Annotated in this window: 18 protein-coding genes; 9 read left to right on the forward strand and 9 right to left on the reverse strand. The window is 62.7% G+C overall.

Annotated elements, in window-relative coordinates; all coding sequences use genetic code 11:
• Positions 1 to 131: 131 nt before the first annotated feature.
• Both ACIPZC_RS03685 and ACIPZC_RS03690 read left to right on the forward strand, forming a co-directional pair.
• Positions 132 to 1,187, forward strand: a complete 1,056-nt coding sequence (locus ACIPZC_RS03685) for a tetratricopeptide repeat protein (RefSeq protein WP_400624897.1) — start codon at positions 132 to 134, stop codon at positions 1,185 to 1,187.
• Positions 1,188 to 1,279: 92 nt separating this feature from the next.
• Positions 1,280 to 2,893 (forward strand): response regulator, encoded by a 1,614-nt coding sequence (locus ACIPZC_RS03690; protein WP_400624899.1) that lies wholly within the window; start codon positions 1,280 to 1,282, stop codon positions 2,891 to 2,893.
• A 5-nt stretch (positions 2,894 to 2,898) separates the two neighbouring features.
• Here ACIPZC_RS03690 and ACIPZC_RS03695 read toward each other — a convergent pair whose 3' ends face one another.
• Positions 2,899 to 4,887: an ATP-binding protein gene (locus ACIPZC_RS03695; protein ID WP_400624901.1), complete on the reverse strand. Its 1,989-nt coding sequence runs from the start codon at positions 4,885 to 4,887 to the stop codon at positions 2,899 to 2,901.
• A gap of 281 nt (positions 4,888 to 5,168) precedes the next feature.
• Here ACIPZC_RS03695 and ACIPZC_RS03700 point away from each other — a divergent pair, with 281 nt between their 5' ends.
• The gene (locus ACIPZC_RS03700) at positions 5,169 to 5,852 is read left to right on the forward strand and encodes a type 1 glutamine amidotransferase domain-containing protein (protein ID WP_400624903.1); all 684 of its coding nucleotides are present in this window, start codon (positions 5,169 to 5,171) and stop codon (positions 5,850 to 5,852) included.
• 134 nt (positions 5,853 to 5,986) lie between these two features.
• On the forward strand, positions 5,987 to 6,793 hold the full coding sequence (locus ACIPZC_RS03705; RefSeq protein WP_241805757.1) for a CSS-motif domain-containing protein: 807 nt from the start codon (positions 5,987 to 5,989) through the stop codon (positions 6,791 to 6,793).
• 16 nt (positions 6,794 to 6,809) lie between these two features.
• Here ACIPZC_RS03705 and hppD read toward each other — a convergent pair whose 3' ends face one another.
• A complete protein-coding gene (gene hppD / locus ACIPZC_RS03710) occupies positions 6,810 to 7,886 on the reverse strand; it encodes a 4-hydroxyphenylpyruvate dioxygenase (RefSeq protein ID WP_241805758.1) in 1,077 nt (358 codons plus the stop codon).
• Positions 7,887 to 8,183: 297 nt separating this feature from the next.
• Here hppD and ACIPZC_RS03715 point away from each other — a divergent pair, with 297 nt between their 5' ends.
• On the forward strand, positions 8,184 to 9,770 hold the full coding sequence (locus ACIPZC_RS03715) for an EAL domain-containing protein (protein WP_400624906.1): 1,587 nt from the start codon (positions 8,184 to 8,186) through the stop codon (positions 9,768 to 9,770).
• Positions 9,771 to 9,802: 32 nt separating this feature from the next.
• Positions 9,803 to 10,690, forward strand: a complete 888-nt coding sequence (gene rarD / locus ACIPZC_RS03720; protein WP_400624908.1) for an EamA family transporter RarD — start codon at positions 9,803 to 9,805, stop codon at positions 10,688 to 10,690.
• Here the strand turns inward: rarD and ACIPZC_RS03725 are convergent.
• Complete coding sequence (locus ACIPZC_RS03725) at positions 10,653 to 12,224, reverse strand: TerC family protein (protein ID WP_241805761.1); 1,572 nt, start codon at positions 12,222 to 12,224, stop codon at positions 10,653 to 10,655. The genes rarD and ACIPZC_RS03725 overlap by 38 nt on opposite strands.
• Positions 12,225 to 12,480: 256 nt before the next feature.
• Between ACIPZC_RS03725 and ACIPZC_RS03730 the strand changes: the two genes are divergently transcribed.
• Positions 12,481 to 13,062 carry a LysE family translocator gene (locus ACIPZC_RS03730; protein WP_400624910.1) on the forward strand — a complete coding sequence of 194 codons (582 nt, stop codon included), beginning with the start codon at positions 12,481 to 12,483 and terminating at the stop codon, positions 13,060 to 13,062.
• Here the strand turns inward: ACIPZC_RS03730 and ACIPZC_RS03735 are convergent.
• The 4 genes from ACIPZC_RS03735 to ACIPZC_RS03750 form a co-directional block, all read right to left on the reverse strand.
• Positions 13,037 to 13,858 (reverse strand): helix-turn-helix domain-containing protein, encoded by an 822-nt coding sequence (locus tag ACIPZC_RS03735; protein WP_400624912.1) that lies wholly within the window; start codon positions 13,856 to 13,858, stop codon positions 13,037 to 13,039. The two genes, ACIPZC_RS03730 and ACIPZC_RS03735, sit on opposite strands and share 26 nt — an antisense overlap.
• A gap of 142 nt (positions 13,859 to 14,000) precedes the next feature.
• Positions 14,001 to 15,419, reverse strand: a complete 1,419-nt coding sequence (locus ACIPZC_RS03740) for a TIGR00366 family protein (protein ID WP_241805762.1) — start codon at positions 15,417 to 15,419, stop codon at positions 14,001 to 14,003.
• 149 nt (positions 15,420 to 15,568) lie between these two features.
• A complete protein-coding gene (locus tag ACIPZC_RS03745; protein WP_241805763.1) occupies positions 15,569 to 16,225 on the reverse strand; it encodes a CoA transferase subunit B in 657 nt (218 codons plus the stop codon).
• 35 nt (positions 16,226 to 16,260) lie between these two features.
• A complete protein-coding gene (locus ACIPZC_RS03750; protein ID WP_241805764.1) occupies positions 16,261 to 16,959 on the reverse strand; it encodes a CoA transferase subunit A in 699 nt (232 codons plus the stop codon).
• Positions 16,960 to 17,098: 139 nt separating this feature from the next.
• Between ACIPZC_RS03750 and ACIPZC_RS03755 the strand changes: the two genes are divergently transcribed.
• Both ACIPZC_RS03755 and ACIPZC_RS03760 read left to right on the forward strand, forming a co-directional pair.
• Positions 17,099 to 18,004 carry a LysR family transcriptional regulator gene (locus ACIPZC_RS03755; protein ID WP_400624915.1) on the forward strand — a complete coding sequence of 302 codons (906 nt, stop codon included), beginning with the start codon at positions 17,099 to 17,101 and terminating at the stop codon, positions 18,002 to 18,004.
• On the forward strand, positions 17,992 to 18,813 hold the full coding sequence (locus ACIPZC_RS03760; RefSeq protein WP_400624917.1) for an aldo/keto reductase: 822 nt from the start codon (positions 17,992 to 17,994) through the stop codon (positions 18,811 to 18,813). The genes ACIPZC_RS03755 and ACIPZC_RS03760 overlap by 13 nt, the downstream gene beginning before the upstream one ends.
• Positions 18,814 to 18,866: 53 nt before the next feature.
• On the opposite strand, the gene ACIPZC_RS03765 is transcribed toward ACIPZC_RS03760, so the two are convergent.
• Positions 18,867 to 21,947 carry an error-prone DNA polymerase gene (locus tag ACIPZC_RS03765; protein WP_400624919.1) on the reverse strand — a complete coding sequence of 1,027 codons (3,081 nt, stop codon included), beginning with the start codon at positions 21,945 to 21,947 and terminating at the stop codon, positions 18,867 to 18,869.
• A complete protein-coding gene (locus ACIPZC_RS03770; RefSeq protein ID WP_400624921.1) occupies positions 21,944 to 23,362 on the reverse strand; it encodes a Y-family DNA polymerase in 1,419 nt (472 codons plus the stop codon). The genes ACIPZC_RS03765 and ACIPZC_RS03770 overlap by 4 nt, the downstream gene beginning before the upstream one ends.
• Positions 23,363 to 23,364 lie beyond the last annotated feature (2 nt).

Raw genomic sequence — 23,364 nt, forward strand, 5'->3', positions numbered from 1 at the left:
GCGGGGCTTTTTTTGCCAGGTTTGCAGGCCGCTTTCGGCGCGGCCAGGCGCATGCTCCGATTGCCGTGGCGCCCTTGCAGCCCAGGTCAATCTGCCCCAAGCTTCCACTTCCTCCGCCATGGCCCCATCCGATGCCCACACGCCGCCGCTACCTGATCGCTGTGTTTCTGCTGATTCTGGTATCAGTCGGCATCGCTTACCTGCGCCGGGAAACCCCGCCAGCACAACCGACTTTACCGCCGCACAGCTACGCCAAGGCCCTGCGCCAGGCGCATGATGGCCTACCGGGCGCCGCCCGCATGCTCTACCAGCAACTGCAGCGCAACGACCTGGCGCCGATCCGGCGCGCCGCCCTGTATGCCGAGCTGCCCAATTACCCCTCGCCGCAAGCGCTGAAACTGGCCCGCATGGGCCTGGAAAACGATGAGCCCTTGGTTCGTCGTGCAGCGATCGCCAGCATCCGCCGCCTGCTGCCTGCCGCACAACGCAGCCTGGTGCTTGGCCCACTGCTCGATGATGCCGAGCAAAGCGTTCGCTTTGCCGCCGTCGATGCCTTGCTTGGCCTGGACCCTGACGCCATAGGCCTGTACTTCGGCCCACTGCAGGCGGCGCTGGAGCAGTACCAGCAAACGATGGAACAGCAGCCCCAGGATGCTGCAGCCCAGGTCCACTTGGCACGCCTGTACCTGCACGAGAATGACTACACCGGGGCCGCGTCCGCCCTGCAACGCAGCCTGGCGTCCAACCCCGACAACCTCGAGGCCCTGGCGACCCAGGTCCGCTTGCTCGAACGTCAAGGCCAACATGACCAGTCCCGGCAGGTGCTGGCCCAGGCGCTGGCGCTGCGGCCGGATTCGGCCTTCCTGCAACACGAACTGGGCCGCTGGCTGATCCGCCATGGCCAGCGCGAGTTCGCCCTGCTCGCGTTGTCCCGCGCAGTCGAACTGGAGCCGGACAATGCCGACTATCGCTATAACCTGGCAGTGACCCTGCACGACCTGGAACAGTCCGACGCAGCGCAAAAGCAGCTTGAAACCCTGCTCAACCGGCAACCGGCCAATCGCCGGGCGCGGGTGCTTCTGATTCAATACTGGAAAGAAACAGGGCAGTTGCAGAACGTTCAGGTGCTGCTTGCCGAACTGGAGCGGCAAAACCCGGACGATCCGTTTCTGCAACAAGGGCTCTAGATGCGTTGAACCCCAAGCGATTGCCAGTGGTCCAGTGGGTATCGGACCACTCACGGCTTGGCCAGACATGGCAGCCCCCAAGGAGAATCGCATTGGCCAGGTCGCTGTCGCTGGACGAACGTGCCTTGATTCTGGCACCCAGGCAACTTGCCACGCACGCCTCGACGTTTCTGACGAGCGCTGGCATCGAGTGCTTGTGTTCGCGTGACATGACCCACCTGCAAGATGGGCTGGGCAGTGGCGCGGGCTTGGTGGTCATCGACGAACACATGCTCAACGGCAGCCAAAGCGGCGTGTTGCAGGCTTTCATCGACCATCAACCGCCCTGGTCGGACCTGCCCATCGTAATGCTCACGCAAAGCCCGCAGAACTCAACCAGCCCTTGCACGCCCGCCGACCATCCACTGGGCAACCTGACCCTGCTGGCCGTTCCGTTCGAAAACGAACAGCTACTGGCGCTGATCCAGGTGGCGCTGCGTCACCGTCGCCGCCAGTATCTGGCGCGCGACCAGTTACTGGACCTGGAGCAACGCCTGAAAGCGCAAAGCGAGGCCCTGCAGAGCGCCGAGCAAGCGCGGCACCAGACCCGCAAGATGGACGCCATCGGGCAATTGGCCGGCGGTGTGGCACACGATTTCAATAACTTGCTGACCAGCATCGGGGGCAGTTTCGAACTGATCGACAGGCGGGTGAAACAGGGCAGCACCAAGGGGCTTGAAAGCCTGCTGCACAGGGGGCAGGAGGCCGTTTCGCGCGCAGCACGCCTCACGCATCGTCTGTTGGCGTTTTCCTCCCGGCAGTCGCTGCATAGCCGTCGCATCGACCTTCGGGCACTGCTGCAGCCGCAGCGGCTGGAGGCCGTGCTGCAGCCGGGGGTGAAACTGCAACTGACAGTACCGGACGACACCTGGCCGGTGGCCGGCGACGACACACAATTGCAAGAAGCGCTGGACAACCTGCTACACAACGCCTGCGAGGCGATGCCCAACGGCGGCACGGTATTTGTCGAAGCCAGCAATCGAAAGGTCACCGCGCAACCGTTCGCCGATGGCAGCCTGGCGGCGGGCGACTATACCTGCCTGAGCGTTACCGACGAAGGCCAAGGCATGTCGCAGAGCACACTCGAACATGCCTTCGAGCCGTTCTTCAGCACCAAGCCGGTGGGCCAAGGTATCGGCCTGGGCCTTTCGATGGTCTACGGGTTCAGCAAACAGTCCCATGGGCATGTGGTACTGCATAGCCATATCGGCCAGGGCTGCCGTGTGGACCTTTACCTGCCGCGCCACCTGGAGCAGGAACAAGCGCAGGCCCCCGCAGCGCCCCCTCCTTCACGGCGCAACGGCCGCACGGTACTGGTGGTCGAGGATGACCCGGATGTGCGCCAGCTTTTGTGTCAAACCCTTCAGGAACAGGGCTTCCCGTGCCGCAGTGCCTGCAATGCCAGTGAGGCCCTGCAAGTACTGCGTTCCTCCGAGGCGATCGACCTGCTGGTCAGTGACGTCGGCCTGCCAGGCATGAACGGCCGGCAATTGGCAGAAATCGCCCGTACCCTGCACCCGCATCTGCCCATATTGTTCATCACTGGCTACACCGAAACGGCAATGGCACGGGAGGGTTTTCTCGGCGCAGGCATGCAACTGATGTGCAAACCCTTCGAACTGGCACAATTGCATGCCCGAGTGAAACAGATTTTCGGTGAGGGCTGAGGGCCTCAGTCGTCCAGCAACAACAGCGCCTGGTTGGCCAAGGTCGACAATTCGAAGGGCTTGATCAACAGCGCCGTGCCTGGCACGTCCAGTATGTGCGGCTCCAGCGGCTGATCCACATAGCCGGTAATGAACAGGATCTTCTGGTCAGGGGTGATGGCGCGCATGGCTCTGGCCATCTGGCGACCACTGAAGCCTTCAGGCAGCCCGATATCGGTGATGACCAGCTCGTACGGGCCCTTGTGACGAAAACACTCCAGCGCGGAATTGGCGTCTGTCACATCACTGACGGTAAAACCCCGCTCGCGCAGATACTCGGCCATGACTGCACGCAGGCTGTGCTCGTCGTCGACCAACAACACCCGCTGCCCGCTTGCCCGTGACGCCTGCGGTACTGGCACAGCAGGGGCTTGCGGTATCGCTTCCAGGCATCGCGGGAACAGCATGCAGACTTTCGTACCTTGGTCAGGTGACGATTCGATCCACACGTAACCGCCTGATTGCCCGACGAAGCCATGCACCATCGCCAGCCCCATCCCAGAGCCACGCCCAATCGGTTTGCTGGTAAAGAACGGCTCAAAGGCCCTGGCTACATCTTCGGCCGGCATACCGTGGCCATCGTCGATCACCTGCAGCCCCAGGTAGTCCCCCGGCGGGAGCCCTCCTTCTTCAGGAAACGCCGTGGCCAACCGTGTGTTGATCGTGCGAATCGCAACATTGCCCCGGCCCAGGCAGGCTTCACGAGCATTGGCGCACAGATTGATCAGGGTGGTTTCCAGTTGGCCGGCATCCAGGCACACAGTCCATGGCTCGACATCCATCTGCCACGACAAAGACACCTCAGCCCCAAGCACATGGCGCAACATCGGCTCCAGGGTGGTCAGTTGGCCATTCACGTTCAAAGGTGCCGGGGCAAGGGGCTGATGGCGGGAGAACGCCAGCAGGCGGTGGGTAAGGCTCATGGCCCGCTGCACCGAATCGCGCGCCATCTCCACGTAGCCTTCGATAGCCTCCGTCCGGCCTTGGCTCAGACGCCGTTGCAGCAACTCCAGGCTGCCGCCGATTCCTGACAACAGGTTGTTCATCTCGTGGGCCATGCCGCCAGCCACTTGACCGACAGCTTCCAGCCTTTGGGTGTTGCGCAACAGTATCTGGGACTGGCGCATGGCCTCTTCACGGTCGGCTGTAATGTCCCGCCCCACGGCAGTCAGCACCGAACCGTCGAAGCTGCCACTCCAGTGGAACCAGCGGTAATGCCCGTCGACATGGCGCACGCGTGTTTCAAGCTCTGCAGGCCCTGTACCGTTGACGAAATCGATTGCAGCTGCCTCGACTTCTTCCCTGTCGGCCGGATGAACCAAGTCCAGGATCGACAAGCCCTGTATCTGAAGCTCGCTCCAGCCCAGGGCGCGATGCCAGGCCGGGTTTGCCCCGATCATCATGAGGTCCAGGCTCACCGTGATCATGACATCACGTGACAGGCGCCAGATGTAATCACGGTCAGCAATGTATCGCGCTATCTGCCGCTCGAATGACTGCGCCTGTTCGCGCCACCTGTCATGCACTGCAGCGCTGGCAGAGCTCTGGATCACCGTATGCAGCATGCCGACTACTTCATAGTGCTCGTCACGAATCGGCGCATAGCTGAACACGAACCACCCCTGGGCTCCCGTCTTTGCGCATGTGATCTGATGAGGCTGATCCTCGACAAAACTGGTTGTACCTTCCAGCGCCTTGAACACCCACCGGCCGATATCGTCCCACACGCCCTTCCACAACGCATCGAAACGCATGCCCAGCGCCTGGTCCCGGTCACCGATCAGTGCCACGTAAGCATCGTTATGAGCAATGTTCATGTTCGGCCCCCAGACCACTGCACTGGGGAATGACGACGTCAGCATCATGTCGATTGCAATGCGCAAGGTGGCATCCCAGTGCGGCAAAGGCCCAAGGTCCGTATCCCGCCAATCGAACTGCACGATCTTCTCTCGCATGCCAGCCGCCGACTGTGGAGGGGTAGACAATGCCATGCCACGCGGCGAGATATCGCAAGGTGTACTGTTATCGGCCAAAACGTGGGTTCCACCGTTGCTCAAGGTTCAAGGACGTGCTCCTGCATCATCGACTCCATGGTCAAGCGCTGCAATAGGCCGTATGCGGGTTGCAGGGATTTTGACAGCGATGCACCGCCAGTGTTTCCAACGCCAGCTATGCTTTATTGGCTTCCCGCGCCATGTGCTGGCTTCCCCGTTCGATTACAGGCAGGAGTGCCGTGATGAGCAAGAAAATTCTGGTGGTACTGACCAATACCGCCAAATATCCGACCCTTAATCGCGCAACCGGTTTATGGCTGGGTGAAGCTGTGCATTTTGTAGACGCGGTTCAGCAAGCAGGTCATACAGTGGACTACGTTAGCCCCAGCGGCGGATACGTGCCAATCGATCCGCACAGCTTGCAGATGGCCCCCGAGCTGGATTGGCGCTACTACACCGACAAGGCATTCATGAACCGCCTGGGCGCCTCGCTAAGCCCCGGCCAGGTCATGGCAGAGGAATACTGTGCCATGTACTACACCGGCGGCCATGGTGTGATGTGGGACTTCCCTGACGACCCGCAATTGCAGGCGCTGGCGCGCAGGATCTACGAGAACAACGGCGTGGTGGCCGCCGTGTGCCATGGCGTCGCAGGGCTGCTGAACATCAAGCTCAGTGACAACAAGTTGCTGCTCAAGGACCGCCAGGTCACCGGATTCTCCAATACCGAAGAAAAGCTTGCCGAGCTAGAGGAGGTGGTGCCTTTCCTCACCGAAAACGAACTGGTCGCACGGGGGGGCAGTTACAGCAAACATGATGATCCCTGGAAGCCCTTCGTGGTCTGTGACGGCCGCCTGATCACAGGGCAAAACCCCGCCTCGACGCATTCACTGGCAGAGAAAGTGCTTCAGGCGCTCAAGCCGTAACCATTCTTACGCGCCAACCGCGCGAATCCTCACTCAAACACGGTTGGGGATTACAGTGGCGACTACGCAGAAAACATAGGCTCTCCGGTCAATTGTCCATCTCGGACAATTCGAACCAGGAGGGCTGCAGTCCTATGTCGAAATTCAAGGTTCTCGGTCGCAGCATGATGGCGCTGCTGCTGACACTGGCGATCAGTTTGATACCCGTTGCGTCAGGCTTGATGGTGATGATCTACCAGCACGATAACAAGCTCAAAGAGACGGCTCGCGTATCGTTGAAGGAAGCCATTTTTTCCATTGATCTGTCCCTCAACCGCTTGCACGACGCGGCCTTGGCGGCAATGCCACTGGCGGGCAGTGCTTGCGAGACAGCCAGGACGCACTTGCTGAAACAAATTCAGGATGTTCGATACCTGCGAGCGCTGGCATTGGCTGTCGATGGCCGTACGTACTGTGACACGCTGGTTCCGCCGAGTGCACAAAACCGGTTTTCGCCTGACCTTGAGGCTCCGGTGCAACTGATCTTCGACTCGCCCGCAGCGCCCAATGAAGTGCTTGTGGCCTACCAGCTTCGTGATGAAAATCTGAGTGTGATCGCATCAACCTCCGGCTTGGAACTGCGCAACGAACTGCGCGCATTTCAAACCGGGCTGGTGTTGCTCCTGGAGTTCGGGGATTTTTACATCTGGGCCGATGGCGACAGCCGGGACCCTACCCGCCCCTCGCAGTCCGAGTTTTCAATGACCGGGACATCGGACAAGTACGGCTACACCGTGAAAGTCGGCTACCCCGACGGCTTTGCCGCTGATGAACGGCGCCATATGCTGATGCAGATGCTGCCATCGCTTACGTTGATCGGCATCATTACAGGGTCGATCGTCTACTGGGGGCTGTTCAGGCAGTGGCGTAAAGCGGAACGTACCGCCGCCCCAAAAAAGTGACGGCGGTACACTTCAGTTATTGAACGTCGAGCACGCCCCGGCGAACCTGGTCGCGCTCGATCGACTCGAACAGCGCCTTGAAGTTGCCTTCGCCAAACCCGTCATCACCTTTGCGCTGGATGAACTCGAAGAACACCGGCCCGAGCAGGGTTTCAGAGAAGATCTGCAGCAGCAGGCGCTTATCGCCGGCCTCGGAGGCGCCGTCGAGCAGAATGCCGCGAGCCTGCAATTGGTCGACTGGCTCACCGTGCCCTGGCAGGCGCTCCTCGAGCATTTCGTAATAGGTCTGCGGCGGCGCAGTCATGAAGCGCATGCCGTAGCCCTTGAGTGCATCCCAGGTCTTGAGCAGGTCATCGGTAAGGAAGGCGACATGCTGGATGCCCTCACCGTTGAACTGCATCAGGAACTCTTCGATCTGCCCCGCCCCTTTGGACGACTCCTCATTGAGCGGGATGCGGATCATGCCATCCGGAGCGGTCATGGCCTTGGAGGTCAGGCCGGTGTACTCGCCCTTGATGTCGAAGTAGCGGATTTCGCGGAAGTTGAAGAGCTTCTCGTAGAAGCCGGCCCAGTAAGCCATGCGGCCGCGATACACGTTATGAGTCAGGTGGTCGATGATCTTCAGGCCTGCGCCGGCCGGGTTGCGGTCCACGCCTTCGATGAAGTTGAAGTCGATGTCATAGATCGAGCTGCCCTCTTCGAAGCGGTCGATCAGGTACAGGGGGGCGCCGCCGATGCCTTTGATCGCCGGCAGGCGCAGTTCCATCGGGCCGGTTTCGATCTCGACGGGCTGGGCGCCCAGTTCCAGGGCACGGGCGTAGGCTTCATGAGCGTTGCGCACGCGGAACGCCATGCCACACACGGACGGCCCATGCTCGGCTGCAAAGTAGGAGGCGATGCTTTTCGGCTCATTGTTGAGAATCAGGTTGATGCCACCTTGCCGATACAGGTGCACGTCCTTGGAGCGGTGTGTGGCGACCTTGGTGAAACCGAGCATCTGGAAGACGGGCTCAAGAACGCCTGGGGTTGGCGACGCCAGTTCAATGAATTCAAAGCCCATCAGGCCCATAGGGTTGTCGAAGATATCAGCCATGTTCGTGTCCTCATCTGCAGCGAAAATTATTGTGTGCCGGGGATGTGGTACGAAAATGGCGGCGAGCAGGGGATGCCGCGCACGCTTCTGGCGAGGAAGTCACCAATGATCAGCTTGAACCCTTGGTTTGTCATATAGTCCCATTCTCGGTGGGGATGATCCTTCAGTGATGAAAGACCTTATTGTTGTAATCGTAAACCGATTCTACAGTGCGTAAATTTCTTTGTCGCGCATTTGTTCTCCGGCTGCGACGACAAACGGCTATCCTCAGTCATTTCAAGTCAAGAATACGCCAACATGCCCCTGCGCAGTAAAAGACCCGCCCGCTGGAGCTGGCGCACCCTCCTCCCATGGGGCGTTGGCATCTTGCCCCTGGCGTTCGGCCTGATCGTGATGCACTGGCAAATCGAGCGCGAACTGCGCGCCAGCAGCCAGGCCACCACACGGCAAGTGGTCGAACAGGTCGAGCATATTCTCGACAGCCTTTCCGGTGCCGCTCAGACGCTGCTGCCATTGGCGGGCAGCCCGTGCGCGCAAGCCGAACTGGCCTTGCGCAAAGAGGTGACGCGCAACGCCTTCGTGCGCTCGACCAACCTGTTCCGGCAAGACACGCTGTACTGCACCTCGCTGTTCGGCGAATTCGACGAGCCGGTGGCCCCCCGCGACTACAGCGATGGAAAGCTGTGGCTGATGGACGGCAACTCCGTGACACCGGGGCACCCATTGCTGGTGTATCGGGCCAGTGACGGCGACCGAGGCGCCATCACCACTGTCGATGGCGACCATTTGCTGACCGCGCTGCGCCTTATCGGCCCCAGCGAGGCACTGCACTTGCGTGTCGGCACGGCGTGGATGGGCAAGGATGGCGTGGTGCATCAAGGCCTGCCACCCCCTGCAGCCATTGGCGACGTGACACTCGGGTCGACGCACTACCCTTTCAGCGTCCACGGCGGTTACACCGCCGACAAACGCAGCGAATTACTGCGCAGCCGCTACCCGGCACTGCTCAGCTTGCTGCTGTTGCTCGGTGTTGCAGCCGGTTGCACCTGCCGCTGGCAAATCCGCCGCGCCAACTCACCCCGCGCCGAACTGCGCCGTGCGCTGGAAGCCGACGAGTTCCTGCCGTTTTTCCAGCCGGTGGTGCGCAAGGGCGACTACCGCTGGGCTGGCGCCGAAGTGCTGATGCGCTGGGACCACCCGCAAGAAGGCCTGGTGCGCCCCGACCTGTTCATTCCCTATGCCGAACACAGCGGTCAGATCGTCGACATGACCCGGGCATTGATGCAGCACACTGCGCAAAGCCTGGCGCCTTACGCAGCATTGCTGGAAGACGGCTTCCACATCGGCATCAACATCACGGCCGATCACTGCCGTGACCTGGCCCTGATCGACGACTGCCGCACGTTCCTCGGGCACTTCCCCCCCGGGCGGGTGGTGCTGACGCTGGAGCTGACTGAGCGCAAACTGATCGAGGCCAGCGCAGTGACCCTCGAACTGTTCGAACAGCTCCATGAGATGGGCGTGATGATCGCACTGGACGACTTCGGCACAGGCCAGTCCAGTCTCAATTATCTGCGCCAGTTCAAGGTCGACTACCTGAAGATCGACCAGAGCTTCGTGGCAATGATCGGCGGTGATGCGCTGTCACAGCATATCCTCGACAGCATCATCGAACTTTCGGGGAAGCTGGGCCTGGGCATCGTTGCCGAAGGCGTGGAAACCGAAGTGCAGCGCGACTATCTGGCCCGGTATGACGTGGACTTTCAGCAGGGCTATCTGTTCGCCAGGCCAATGCCGGCAGCGCAATTTCTCCAGGCGCTGGCCACGCGACCAGGCGTGCCGCGGTTGCCGCATGACGCGGCCCCTGAGATCATGCGCGGCTGATCCCACCGCCCACCCCGCTATTCGAGGCATTCGTGTCAAAAGGCATTCTCTGTTCGGTCATGGCCTCCTGCCTGTTCGCCGTGATGTACTTCTATACCTCCCTGCTCACTCCGCTCGATGGCGAAGAGATCTTTGGCTGGCGCACGCTGCTGACGCTGCCCTGCCTGACACTGTTCATGCTGGCCAGCAAAGACTGGAAACGGGTCGGTGACTTGCTCGCGCGCGTGCGCCAGACCCCAGCGCTGCTGCTGGGCATGGTGGGCACCTCATGGCTGATGGGCGTGCAACTGTGGCTGTTCCTCTGGGCGCCCCTGCACGGGCGTAGCCTTGAGGTGTCGATGGGCTACTTCCTGCTGCCGCTGGCGATGGTGCTGACGGGCCGCCTGGTGTACGGCGAACGCCCGTCACGCCTGCAAAAAGTGGCGGTGGCCTGCGCTGCGCTGGGCGTGGCGCACGAGCTTTACCAGCACGGCAGCTTCGCCTGGGAAACCATGCTGGTGATGATCGGCTACCCCGTCTACTTCGTGCTGCGCCGGCGCTGCCGCACCGACCACCTGGGCGGCTTGTGGTGCGACATGTGCCTGTTGCTGCCCTGGGCCCTGTACTTCGTCAGCCAAGGCCCGCTGTCCAGTGCTGACCTGGTTGCACATCCTGGCCTGTACGGTCTGATTCCACTGCTTGGCGCGATCAGTGCCTCAGCCCTGATCGCCTACGTGCTGGCCAGCCGACTGCTGCCGTTCAGCCTGTTCGGCCTGCTCAGCTATGTCGAACCGGTGCTGCTGGTGGGCGTAGCGCTGCTGCTGGGCGAGACGATCGGCCCGGATCAGTGGCTGACTTACCTGCCGATCTGGGCCGCGGTCCTGGTGCTGGTGCTTGAGGGTTTCAAGCACCTGCTGCGCCAACGTCGCCGTTCGGTTTAAGGCGCACCTGGCGCACCCGCCGTTCTTCCACCGCCACCACCGTCATGCTCCAGCCGTTCCAGGCCAGGTGGTCACCGACCACCGGCAGGCGGTCGAGCAGGCTCATCACCAGGCCGGCAAGGGTCTGGTAATCTTCGGTCGCACGCGCGCTGAAGCCGGTGCGCGCCTGCACCTGGCTGAGGTTCAGCGCGCCGCTGACGACGAAGCCATCAGCGTCCTCGACGATCGCCGGGCCTTCCACCTCGCTGGCATCCGGCAGCTCACCGGCGATCGACTCGAGAATGTCGGTCATGGTCAGCAGGCCGGTGAAGTCACCGAATTCGTTCACCACGAAGGCGATGTGCGTGGACTGGCTGCGCATCTGCTCCAGCGCGTTGAGGATGCTGAAGCTTTCCAGCAGATTCAACGGCGCCCGGGCCATGCGCTCAAGGTCTGGCTGGTTGCCAGAGAGCAGCTCTTTGAGCAGTTCTTTCTTGTGTACAAAGCCCAGCGGCTCGTCGATGCGGCCGTCACGGATCAGCGGCAGGCGCGAGTAAGGTGAGTTGGCCAACGCCTCGGTAATCGTCGCCGCAGGCTGCGCCAGGTCGAGGACGTCGACTTCGGTACGGGCAGTCATCACCGTGCGGATCGGCCGCTCGGCCAGGTTCAGCACACCACTGATCATCACCCGTTCACGGCGGTCGAACAGCACATGTTCCTCACCGCCCGCGACCAGGTCAGCGATCTCCTCACCGACCTCGTCAGCCTCCACCCTGCGCCCGCCGAGCAGGCGCAGCACAGCGTGGGCGGTACGCTCACGCAGTGGCCGGTGCTGCTGCAGGCTACGCTTGCGGCGAGCACGGGCCAGCTGGTTGAACAGCTCGATCAGGATCGAGAAACCAATGGCCGCATACAGATAGCCTTTGGGGATATGGAAGCCCAGGCCTTCGGCGGTCAGGCTGAAGCCGATCATCATCAAGAAGCCCAGGCACAGCATGATCACCGTCGGGTGAGCGTTGACGAAGCGGGTCAGCGGCTTGCTAGCAACGATCATGATGCCGATCGAGAAGATCACCGCGATCATCATCACCGACAGGTGTTCGACCATACCCACTGCAGTGATCACCGCGTCGAGCGAGAATACGGCGTCGAGCACCACGATCTGCGCCACGATGGGCCAGAACGCGGCATGGCGCACCGCGCCACTGGCTTGGGTGACATGGCCTTCGAGGCGTTCATGCAACTCCATGGTGGCCTTGAACAGCAGGAACACACCGCCGAACAGCATGATCAGGTCACGGCCGGAGAAGCTCTTGCCGAACACCTCGAACAACGGCGCGGTCAGGGTGACCATCCACGAGATACTGGCCAGCAGGCCCAGGCGCATGATCAGCGCCAGGCTCAGACCGATCACCCGCGCGCGATCGCGCTGATGCGGCGGCAGTTTGTCGGCCAGGATGGCGATGAACACCAGGTTGTCGATACCCAGCACCAGCTCGAGGACGATAAGCGTCAACAGGCCCAGCCAGGCCGTGGGGTCGGCTAGCCATTCCATTAGCGGGTACTCACGAAAGAAGCGTCACGAAGACGGGTGAAGGATGGCCAGGACGGCCGAAAACTGGGGGGTTCCGCGAAGGTGCTCATGGGGACCTGGATAGAAGATAGGGAAAATAATCCTACAAGAGCGAAACATCATTCTGATAGCGCCAAACTATTACAAAACCTGTACGTGGTTTGAGGGACTTTTCTTCAATATCCCGATTTCCCTTTTGCGCAGCATGGGAAGCTTCCCCTCCATATGGACATTTACGATGAGCCTGTACCTCTCAATGGCTGCGTTCGCGCTGGCAGCATCGATATCCCCCGGCCCGGTAAACATCGTCGCCCTTGGCAGCGGAGCATGTCACGGCCTGCGCGCCAGCCTCGCCCATGTGGCCGGGGCGACGTTGGGATTTTGCCTGCTGCTAGTACTGGTGGGCCTCGGTTTGCACGCCCTGTTGACGCGCTGGCCTTTGCTAGGCGTGGCGCTGCATTGGGGCGGCGTGGCGTTCCTGCTGTACCTGGCGTGGAAGCTGGCCAGTGATGACGGCCAGTTGGGAGGTGAGCGCCACCAACGCGCCCCTTCGGCCTGGGAGGGTGCAGCCATGCAGTGGCTGAACCCCAAGGCCTGGCTGGCGGCGGTGGCGGGCGTGGCAGCGTATACCGGTGGCGAGCAGCAGATGCTGTGGCTGTTCACCTGGATCTATGGACCAGTCTGTTTCGTTTCAGTGGCAAGTTGGGCTTGGGCAGGCAGTATGATTCAGCGTTACTTGCGCAAGCCGCACTACGTGCAGAGGTTCAATCGATGCTTGGCAATACTGCTGGTGTTCAGTGCGCTGTATCTACTCGTTTGACGCTCGCTGAGCCGGCCCTTTCTGCCTTGCGATAATGCCCGGGCGTCGCCGCCAAATGTTGCTTGAACGCCCGCTGTAGATGGGCCTGATCGGCAAACCCTGCCTCCAGTGCCACTTCGGCAATCGCCCGCCCCGTGCGCAGTTGCGCGCGGGCATACTGCACGCGCTGATCAAGCAGGTAGCCATGCGGGGTAAGACCGAAACGCTCGCCGAAGGCACGGATCAGATAAGAGCGGGACAAACGGCTGGCAGCACAGATGTCCTCCAGGGTCAGCGGGTCAGTGCGGTGGGCCCGGATGAATGCAGCTGCCGCCTCCAACTGCGGGTGGTGGGCTTGCGTTCTGCCGGCAGCAGCCTGCAGGTGGTTTGGTAGCACACTGAAAAAACGCGCCAGCCGGGCCTCCCGGTCATCCAGGTTGCCGTCGAACAGGTCGGCAAACATTTGCAGCCCGGCACTGTACAGTGCCGGCGAGGTACTCCAGGTTTGCGCTGGCAACTTGAAACCGATGCCCTCCAGCCACGGCATGTCCACGAACAGCATAAGGTACGACCACCCCTGCCCTGCAATCGGATTGCACGCGTGCACCACGCCAGGGTTCATCAGCACTGTGGTGCCAGCGACCACTTCGACATGGCTGCCTCTACTCAGGAAGGTGCTACGCCCCCCGGTGATCACGCCGATCGAAAAACTCTCATGGGAATGGGCGGCGTAGCACACTTGACGCCCATCCCCAACGCGCCTTGCTTCTACGAAGGGCAACGCCGAATCCCGCCAGAACCGCGACACCTCGATCATCGCCTCGCCCTCGTCTGCTGCTGTACCCGGTCCTGTGCCGAGCCGTCAAAACCGGCGCGATAAGAGCTACTTTTGTGCCCGGCTCGCCATGATACACACCTGTTCAAGGAGTGTTCAGCCGCTCCTTCAATGCACGTTCAGCTCAAGGCATCACCGGCGGCACATACTGCAAGGTCGTCCCCAACGCCCAGAGCAACACCAGCACCAGCGGCACATGCACCAGCAGTTGCACGAACGAAAAGCCGATCAGGTCACGCGCTTTCAGGCCCAGAACCCCGAGCAGCGGCAGCATGTAAAACGGATTGATCAGGTTCGGCAGCGCCTCGGCGGCGTTGTAGATCTGGACTGCCCAGCCCAGGTGATACTGCAGGTCATTGGCCACCAACATGACGTAGGGCGCTTCGATGATCCACTTGCCACCCCCCGAGGGGATGAAGAACCCCAGCACCGCTGAGTACACGCCCATGAGCACGGCATAGGTGTCATGGGTGGCGATCTGGGTGAAGAACAACGAGATGTGGTGGGCCAGGGTCTGCTCGTCGACACCCTTCACCTGGGTGAGGATGGCGGCGATCGAGCCGTACAGCGGGAACTGGATCAACACCCCGGTGGTGGTCGGCACCGCACGCGCCACGGCGTCCAGGAAGCTGCGTGGGCGCCAGTGCAGCAAAGCGCCAAGCATGATGAACAGCAGGTTGTAGGTATTGAGCCCGGAGATTGCGGTAATGGCAGGCTTGGTGGCGAACTCTTGGTACAGCCAGCCGCCAGCCAGCGCCACCATCAGCAGGATCAGGATCGGGCTGTATTCCAGCCATTCACCCGGGCGCGTGCGCTGGGGTGCGGGCGGTGCGGTGAAGCTGGGGTCGACGCCGCAGTCTTCGGCACTGCGCGCACTGTTCGGGCCAGGTGCGGTGGCGTAGGCGATCACCAACGAGACGATGACCAGCGCGGCCAGCAATACCCCGGACTGCCAGAGGAAGATGGTCTCGGTGAATGGGATGACGCCGGTTATCGACAAAATGGACGGCGGCAGGCTGGCCGGGTTGGCCTGCAACTGCGCCGCTGAAGACGACAGCCCCAGGGCCCAGACGGCCCCCAGGCCAAGGTACGCAGCAGCACCGGCGGCGCGGTAGTCCATCTTCAGGTCACTGCGCCGTGCCAGCGCGCGCACCAGCAGGCCACCGAACACCAGGGACAGGCCCCAGTTGAGCAAGGATGCCAGCATCGAGATCAGCGCCACCCAGCACACCGCCGAACGGCCGTTCTTCGGCACCCGCGCCAGGCGATCGATCAGCCGAGCGGCTGGGGGCGAGCTGGCCACCACATAACCGCCGATGACCACGAAGGCCATTTGCATGGTGAACGGGATCAAGCTCCAGAAGCCATCGCCAAAGGCCTTGGCGGTATCGGTAGGTTTGGCGCCCATGGCCATGGCGCCAAGGCATACCAGCACCACTGCCAGGGCGGCGAACACCCAGGAATCGGGGAACCAGCGCTCGGCCCAGTTGGAGCAACGCAGGGCAAATCGAGCGGAGCGGCTGTCTTGGATTTCAGCGGCCACGGTAACTTCCTTTTTATTGGTTTTATGGGGTGTAACGTTTCAGGCACAACGCACAAAACCCTGTGGCAGTAGCGCCACCGTCGAAAGCGTTGGTGCATTCACCAGCGCATTCGCCGTTGCCGCCACTGCCACAGGGCTGGGGAGGTGTATCAGAAGGACATTTCCTTCACATCATCCGGCACGATCAGCTTGCCGGCGGTTTTCGCGACGATTTCTTCGACGCTCACCCCCGGTGCGGTTTCGCGCAGGATGAAGGCACCGTTTTCGATCTCCAGGTACGCCAAGTCAGTGAGCACCTTGCGGATGCAGCCGGCGCCGGTCAGCGGCAGGCTGCAGCGTGGCAGCAGCTTGGATTCGCCGTCTTTCGAGGCGTGAGTCATGGTGACGATGATGTTCTCGGCCCCGGCGACCAGGTCCATCGCGCCGCCCATACCCTTGACCAGCTTGCCCGGGATCATCCACGAGGCGATATTGCCCTCGACATCCACTTCGAAGGCGCCGAGCACAGTGAGGTCGACATGGCCGCCACGGATCATGGCGAACGATTGTGCCGAATCGAAGATCGAGGCGCCGCGACGGGCGGTGACGGTCTGCTTGCCGGCATTGATCATGTCGGCGTCGATCGTGCTCTCGGTAGGGAATTCGCCCATCCCCAACAGGCCATTTTCCGACTGCAGCATCACATCCATGTCAGCAGGGACGTAGTTGGCCACCAGGGTGGGGATGCCGATGCCGAGGTTGACGTAGAAGCCGTCCTGCAGTTCGCGTGCGACGCGTTGTGCCATCTGTTCGCGGGTCAGTGCCATGGTGAAAGTCTCTTTATTGTTCTGGAGGACGGCGCTCAGGCCTTGACGGTGCGCTTTTCGATGCGTTTTTCGAAGGTGCCGACGATGACCCGGTCGACGAAGATGCCAGGGGTGTGGATCTCGCTGGGCAGCAGCACGCCTGGCTCGACGATTTCTTCGACTTCGACCACGGTGATCTTGCCGGCGGTGGCGGCCAGCGGGTTGAAGTTTTGCGCGGTGTTGCGGTACACCACGTTGCCGTAGTGGTCGGCCTTCCAGCCTTTGACGATGGCGAAGTCACCGGTGATCGATTCTTCCAGGATGTAGTTGCGGCCCTTGAACTCGCGCACTTCCTTGCCCTCGGCAACTGGCGTGCCGTAGCCGGTTGCGGTGAAGAAGGCCGGGATGCCGGCGCCGCCAGCGCGCATTTTTTCGGCCAGGGTGCCTTGCGGGGTCAGTTCCACTTCCAGCTCGCCACTGAGCAACTGGCGCTCGAATTCGGCATTCTCGCCGACGTAGGAGGCAATCATCTTGCGGATCTGCCGCTCTTCCAGCAGTACGCCCAGGCCAAAGCCATCGACGCCGCAGTTGTTGGAAACCACGGTGAGGCCCTTGACGCCACGGCGCTTGATTTCGGCAATGAGGTTTTCCGGGATGCCGCACAGGCCGAAGCCGCCGGCCAGTACCGTCATGTCGTCGGTCAGGCCTTCGAGGGCCTGTTCATAGGTTGCTACGCGCTTGTCCAGTCCGGCCATGCTGATCCGCCTTTTGTAGTTGTTGACCGACGAGGCTGTCGGTGAGCGTGTGCAGGCATCTTCACCGCTGGCGACTGATTTGTTAATTTTGTTTTCGTCATCGATTGATAACTTTTTCAAAACAGCCTGTGAGCCCGCCATGAACGTCAAGCAACTGCGCGCCTTCGTCGCCGTGGCCAAGTACCAGAGTTTTGCCCAGGCCGGCGAACACCTGCATGTCTCGCAACCGGCGCTGAGCCTTACCATCAAGGCACTGGAGGACAACCTGGGTGGCGCCCTGCTCACCCGAACCACGCGCAGCGTCAGCCTGACCGCTGAAGGTGAGGTCCTGCTGCCACTGGCCCGGCGCCTGCTGGCCGACTGGGACGACACCGAGGAGATGCTGCGCCAGCGTTTTACCCTGCAATTGGGGCGGGTGTCGGTGGCGGCCATGCCGGCGTTTGCCGGCAACCTGCTGCCCTACTCACTCAAGGTGTTTCGCCAGCGTTACCCTAAGGTCAACGTCACGGTGCACGATGTGATCAACGAGCAGGTTCTGGAACTGGTGCGCCACCGCCGCGTCGAACTGGGCATCGGCTTCGAACCGGAAAACACCGACGGCCTGCGCTTCCACCCGCTGTACCTGGACCGTTTCGTTGCCGTGGTGCCCACCGACTCCCCGTTGTCAGAGCTGGCCGAAGTCAGCTGGGCGCAGCTGCTGGGCGAAGATTTCATCGCCCTGCAGCGCCCTTCGGCGGTGCGCCTGCTGCTGGAGCAGAACGTGGCGGCACTGCACGGCAAGCTGGCGGTGGCGTTTGAAAGCCACCAGCTCTCGACCATTGGCCGCATGGTCGCCAGTGGGCTGGGCGTGAGCGCGGTGCCGGCGCTGTGCATCAACCAGATGCAGGAGCTCGGCGCGCGTTGCATTACCCTGGTACAGCCCACTGTCGAACGGCGGATCGGCGTAATCGCCTTGAGCGACCATAAACTGTCCACTGCAGCGCAGGCGCTGCTTGAGGTACTGCTTTCCCATACCCAGATTCCGGAGGTGACATGCGTTACATGAAACTGGCAGGTTGCAACGTGCCGGCCATCGGCCAGGGCACCTGGTACATGGGCGAAGACCCGGCACGCAGGGCTGCTGAGGTTGCCGCCCTGCAACACGGCATCGATCTGGGTATGAACCTGATCGACACCGCCGAAATGTATGCCGAAGGTGGCGCCGAAGAAGTGGTCGGCCAGGCTATCGCCGGGCGGCGCGATCAAGTCTTTTTGGTCAGCAAGGTGTACCCGCACAATGCCAGCCGGCGCGGTGTACCCGCTGCCTGTGAACGCAGCCTCGCTCGCTTGGGCACCGATGTCATCGACTTGTACCTGCTGCACTGGCGCGGCCAGTACCCGCTGGAAGAAACCGTCGAGGCGTTCGAACGCTTGCGCGAACAGGGCAAGATTCGCCGCTGGGGTGTTTCCAACTTCGATGTCGACGACCTGATCGAGCTGGACCGCCCTGACTGCGGCACCAACCAGGTGCTGTACAACCCCGTGCAGCGTGGCATCGAGTTCGACCTGCTGCCCTGGAGCCGGCAACACGGGCTACCGACCATGGCCTACTGCCCATTGGCCCAGGCCGGCAAGCTGCTGCAGCACCCGTTACTGCACGAGATTGCCGAGCGCCATGGGGCCACCCCGGCGCAGGTCTGCCTGGCCTGGGTGACGCGCGAGGACGGTGTCATCGCGATCCCCAAGGCGGTGTCGCCGGAGCACGTCAGGTTGAATGCGGCAGCCGCAGGCTTGACCTTGACCAGCGAGGACTTGCAAGCCATTGACCGGGCATTCCCGGCGCCAACACGCAAGCAGCACCTGGCAATGGTTTGACAGCTCGGCAACAACGGCGACTGGGCTGCTGTGCAGCCCGTTCGCCGGTCGAATCAATGAAAGTCCCGGCTGCGCACGTCCAGCCCCTGCAGCAACACGCTGACATCCTCCAGCCGCCGTGCAATCAGGTGCCGCACCCCGTCCTGCTGTTCCAGGCGGCCATTCACCTTGAGCAATCGAGACCCCACCAGCGCACGCCGCTGCCGCTCGGCCAGCTCGCGCCAGACCACCACATTGACCATGCCGAATTCATCCTCAAGGGTCACGAAGGTCACCCCGCTGGCGGTCTGCGGCCGTTGCCGCCCCACCACCAGGCCGGTCACGGCGACTGCATCGCCATGCTCAACGCCCGCCAACTCATGCGAGCTGCGACAGCCCAGCGCCCGCAGACGCGGGCGCAACAAGGTCAGCGGGTGAGGCCCCAGCGTGGTTCCCAAGGTGGCGTAGTCGGCCACCAGGTCTTCGCCCACGCTAGGCACAGGCAAGGCCACCGCGGCTTCGGGCGTTGCCTGCAGCTCGGCGAACAGGGGCAGTTGCGGCTGCACCGCCGCGACCTGCCAGCGCGCCTGGTAGCGGTCACGAGCCAAGGCGCGTAACGCACCGGCATCGGCCAACCGGGCGCGGGCTCTGCTGTCGAGGCCGGCACGCAAGCACAGGTCCTCGACATCCCGCCACGGCCTGAGCGCCCGCGCCGCTTCGAGCCGGCGAGCATCGGCTTCGGCGAAACCGCGGATTTGCCGCAACCCCAGGCGGATGGCAAGGACACCCTCGGCAACCGCTTCCAGCGTGCAATCCCACTGGCTGTGGGCGACATCCACCGGCCGTACCTCGATCCCCTGGCGGCGTGCCTCCTGTAACAGTTGGTCGGGGCTGTAGAAGCCCATCGGCCAGCTATTGACCAGCGCACAGGTGAAAATCGCCGGTTCATGGCATTTGAGCCAACTGCTGGCATAGCACAGCAAGGCGAAACTGGCGGCGTGCGACTCCGGGAAGCCATAACTGCCAAAGCCCTTGATCTGTTCGAATATGCGCTCGGCAAACGCCAGGTCGTAGCCGTTGCGCAGCATGCCTTGCACAAGCCGTTCGCGGTGTGGTTCCAGGCCGCCATGGCGCTTCCAGGCCGCCATGCTGCGGCGTAACTGGTCGGCCTCGCCCGGGCTGTAGTCTGCGGCCACCATGGCCAGCTCCATCACCTGCTCCTGAAACAGCGGCACGCCCAAGGTACGCTCGAAGACTTCCTTGAGCTTGGGCGATGGGTAGGTCACCGGCTCCTGCTTCAAACGCCTACGCAAGTAGGGGTGCACCATGTCGCCCTGAATCGGCCCCGGGCGCACGATCGCGACTTCGATCACCAGGTCATAGAAGGTGCTGGGCTTGAGCCGTGGCAGCATGGCCATCTGAGCGCGTGATTCGATCTGGAACACGCCCATGGTCTCGGCGCGGCTGATCATCGCATAGGTGGCCGGGTCTTCGGGGGGGATCGTCGCCAGGGTCAGGTGCCGCCCCCGGTGCCGCTGCAGCAGGTCGAAACAGCGGCGCAAGGCACTGAGCATACCCAGGGCGAGCACATCGACCTTGAGCAGGCCGACCATGTCCAGATCGTCCTTGTCCCACTGGATGACCGTGCGCTCAGCCATGGCGGCGTTCTCGACCGGCACCAGGTGGTCCAGCGGTTGCTCGGAAATGACGAAACCGCCTGGGTGCTGAGACAGATGGCGGGGGAAGCCTATCAGTTGCCCGGCCAGCACCAGAATGCGCCGCAACGAGGGGCTGCCGGGTTCGAAGCCGGCCTCGGCCAGGCGTTGCTCGTCCGGGATGCGGTCGGTCCAGCGGCCACAGCACTTGGCCAGGGCATCGACCTGGTCGGCAGGCAACCCCAGCACACGGGCGACATCACGCACCGCGCCGGCAGCATGATAGGTATTGACCACCGCAGTGAGCGCTGCGCGGTGCCGGCCATAACGGCGGAAAACGTACTGGATCACTTCTTCGCGACGGTCGTGCTCGAAGTCGACGTCGATGTCCGGTGGCTCGTTGCGCTCGCGTGACAGGAAACGTTCGAACAGCAGCCGGTGCTTCATTGGGTCGAGCTCGGTGATGCCGAGCACGAAACACACCACAGAGTTGGCCGCCGAACCGCGGCCCTGGCAAAGGATGTGCTGGCTGCGGGCAAAGGCGACGATATCGTGCACAGTCAAAAAGTAGCTTTCGTAGCCAAGCTCAGCGATCAGCGCCAGCTCCTTGGCCAGCACCTCGCGCACCTTGTCGCTTGCCCCCGCCGGCCAGCGATGGGCCAGCCCACGCTCGCACAGCTGGCGCAACCAACTGGCCGCGGTTTGCCCTTCGGGCACCAGCTCACGCGGGTACTGGTAGCGCAATTGGCCCAGGTCGAACTGACAGCGTTCGGCAATGCAGAGCGTTTCGCTCAGCAGGTCGGCCGGATAGAGTTCGGCCAGTTGCTCCAGCGTGCGCAGGTGACGCTCGCCGTTGGCAAACAGATACCGCCCTGCCTGGGCGACGGTGCAACGCTGGCCGATAGCGGTCATGCAATCCTGCAAGGCCCGCCGGCCGCGGACATGCATGTGTACGTCACCACAGGCCACGGCGCGAATGCCCAGTTGCCCGGCCAGGCCACGCAGCTGGGCCAGGCGGCGCTCGTCATCACTGCCACGGTGCAGGTGCACACCCAGCCACAGGCGCTCGCCGAACACGCCCTGCAACCATCGACCGGTTGCCAGGTCGCTGGAGTCCTCGGCAAGCCATAACGCCAGCAACCCTTGATGCAGCTCGCGCAGGTCGTCATGCAACAACTGATAGTCGCCCTTCTCCGCTCGCCGACGCGCACGGGTGATCAAGGCGCACAGGTTCTGGTAACCACCCAGGTCCTGGACCAGCAACACCAGCTTCGGGCCATCGTGCACGCGCACTTCACTGCCGACTATCAAGCGGATCTGCTGCGCTTTGGCAGCCTGCCAGGCACGCACGATGCCGGCCAGGGTGCACTCATCGGTAATCGCCAGGGCCTGGTAACCCTGCTCCCGCGCTCGGCGCAGCAGTTCTTCGGCGCTGGATGCGCCGCGCTGGAAGCTGAAGTTGGACAGGCAATGCAGTTCGGCGTAACCCGGCGCGCTCATGCGAACCAGCCTTGCAGCCACAGGGCTCCGGGCTGGGCCAGGTCGCGATAGGCCCAGCCGCGCAGGCCTTCACGCGTTTCGATGCGGTAATAGTCGCGGCGCACATCACCGCCATCCCACCAGCCCGACTCGATACGCTCAGCCTGCCCCAGCAACCTGTGAACGCTGGGGTCCAGTGCCAGTGGCTGGGGCAACAACCAGCCTGGGCGGCTCCCGGGCAAGGTGGGCAGGCTGCCCTGCCCGCCATACTCGGCGGCCTGCCAGGCACATTCGGGGCGGTGGTCGGCTTCAGCGCGCAGGCCCGTGACCGCGTCGTCGCCCAGCCGGGCACGCAAGCGCTCACGCAGTTGCTCCCAGGGTTGGGCCTGCTGGGCCCGTGGGTCGAACAACGCGTGGTGCTGGGGCACGAAAGCCGGCAAGTCATCGGCCACCAGGCGCAGATTACGCACCGGTGCCGGGATGCGCAGCGGCTCCAGGCGCCCGCGCGCCAGTTCGAAGAGCATTGCCGCATCACGTTCTGCCGCCAGCAGGCCGACCTGCAGTGGCGTGTCCGGCCCCTCGGCGTGCTCCAGGTACAGGCTGAACCGCTGTACACCGCAGTCCCGCCCGGCCAGGAAGGCGGCCAGGTCGTTGAGCATGCGCCGCAACGGGAACAGCAACGCCTGGTGCGATTCCACGTCGAAGTTGAGCTCCAGCCGCGTTTCGAAGCGGTCCGGCGGTTGATAGAAGCTCAAGCCAAGCGTACGCAGCCCCAGCAGCTGGTCCAGGTGCAACTGGACCTGGGCACCGAAGCGTCTGGCCAGGGCATCACGCGGCAAGGCCAATACCTGGTCAAGCTGATGCAGCCCCATGCTGGCGAACGCTTCAGCGGCGTCCTGTGGCAACCCCACCCGCGCAATGGGCATGCGCGCCAGCGCCGCGCGGGTTGCTTGCGGGCAGCTCAACGCCAAGCCGTCATGACCATTGGCAAGCATGCGCGCCGCCACCGGGTTGGTGGCCAGGACAATCCGCTGACGCAGCCCGAGGGCTGCGAGCTCTTCGCGCAGACGCGCCTCGAACACGGGCCAGGGGCCAAACAGTTGCAGGCTGGAGCCCACTTCCAGCAACACGGCACGCGGGTAATGCAAGCTGACCTGGGCACTGAAGCGGTACGCCCAGGCCGCCAGCAATTGCTGCAGTTGCTCGATGCGCGCCGCGTCTGCTTCAACGCAGGTGAAACCGTCGGCCAAGGCGCGGGCGGCGGTGAGGGTTAGCCCAGCACGCAGACCGAGCGCTGCCGCAGCAGGGTTCACCGCTTGCAACACACGCCGTTGTGCCGGCCCGCCGATCAGCACCAGTGGCGCATCGGCGTCATCACGTTCACGCAGGATCGAGTCCAGCGCCAATTGCGGCAGTAGGATGCAGGCCCAGAGCATGT

It is taken from the genome of Pseudomonas sp. NPDC089743 (assembly GCF_044748785.1).
GTDB classification, from domain to species: Bacteria; Pseudomonadota; Gammaproteobacteria; order Pseudomonadales; family Pseudomonadaceae; genus Aquipseudomonas; species Aquipseudomonas putida_X.

Excerpts from the sequence above, each read along its gene's own strand:
- ACIPZC_RS03765 (WP_400624919.1), bottom strand. The coding sequence starts at position 21,947 with ATGAGCGCGCCGGGTTACGCCGAACTGCATTGCCTGTCCAACTTCAGC.
- ACIPZC_RS03705 (WP_241805757.1), top strand. The coding sequence starts at position 5,987 with ATGTCGAAATTCAAGGTTCTCGGTCGCAGCATGATGGCGCTGCTGCTG.
- ACIPZC_RS03685 (WP_400624897.1), top strand. The coding sequence starts at position 132 with ATGCCCACACGCCGCCGCTACCTGATCGCTGTGTTTCTGCTGATTCTG.
- ACIPZC_RS03725 (WP_241805761.1), bottom strand. The coding sequence starts at position 12,224 with ATGGAATGGCTAGCCGACCCCACGGCCTGGCTGGGCCTGTTGACGCTT.
- ACIPZC_RS03700 (WP_400624903.1), top strand. The coding sequence starts at position 5,169 with ATGAGCAAGAAAATTCTGGTGGTACTGACCAATACCGCCAAATATCCG.
- ACIPZC_RS03755 (WP_400624915.1), top strand. The coding sequence starts at position 17,099 with ATGAACGTCAAGCAACTGCGCGCCTTCGTCGCCGTGGCCAAGTACCAG.
- ACIPZC_RS03735 (WP_400624912.1), bottom strand. The coding sequence starts at position 13,858 with ATGATCGAGGTGTCGCGGTTCTGGCGGGATTCGGCGTTGCCCTTCGTA.
- ACIPZC_RS03695 (WP_400624901.1), bottom strand. The coding sequence starts at position 4,887 with ATGCGAGAGAAGATCGTGCAGTTCGATTGGCGGGATACGGACCTTGGG.
- ACIPZC_RS03730 (WP_400624910.1), top strand. The coding sequence starts at position 12,481 with ATGAGCCTGTACCTCTCAATGGCTGCGTTCGCGCTGGCAGCATCGATA.
- ACIPZC_RS03745 (WP_241805763.1), bottom strand. The coding sequence starts at position 16,225 with ATGGCACTGACCCGCGAACAGATGGCACAACGCGTCGCACGCGAACTG.
- ACIPZC_RS03760 (WP_400624917.1), top strand. The coding sequence starts at position 17,992 with ATGCGTTACATGAAACTGGCAGGTTGCAACGTGCCGGCCATCGGCCAG.
- ACIPZC_RS03715 (WP_400624906.1), top strand. The coding sequence starts at position 8,184 with ATGCCCCTGCGCAGTAAAAGACCCGCCCGCTGGAGCTGGCGCACCCTC.
- hppD (WP_241805758.1), bottom strand. The coding sequence starts at position 7,886 with ATGGCTGATATCTTCGACAACCCTATGGGCCTGATGGGCTTTGAATTC.
- ACIPZC_RS03750 (WP_241805764.1), bottom strand. The coding sequence starts at position 16,959 with ATGGCCGGACTGGACAAGCGCGTAGCAACCTATGAACAGGCCCTCGAA.
- ACIPZC_RS03770 (WP_400624921.1), bottom strand. The coding sequence starts at position 23,362 with ATGCTCTGGGCCTGCATCCTACTGCCGCAATTGGCGCTGGACTCGATC.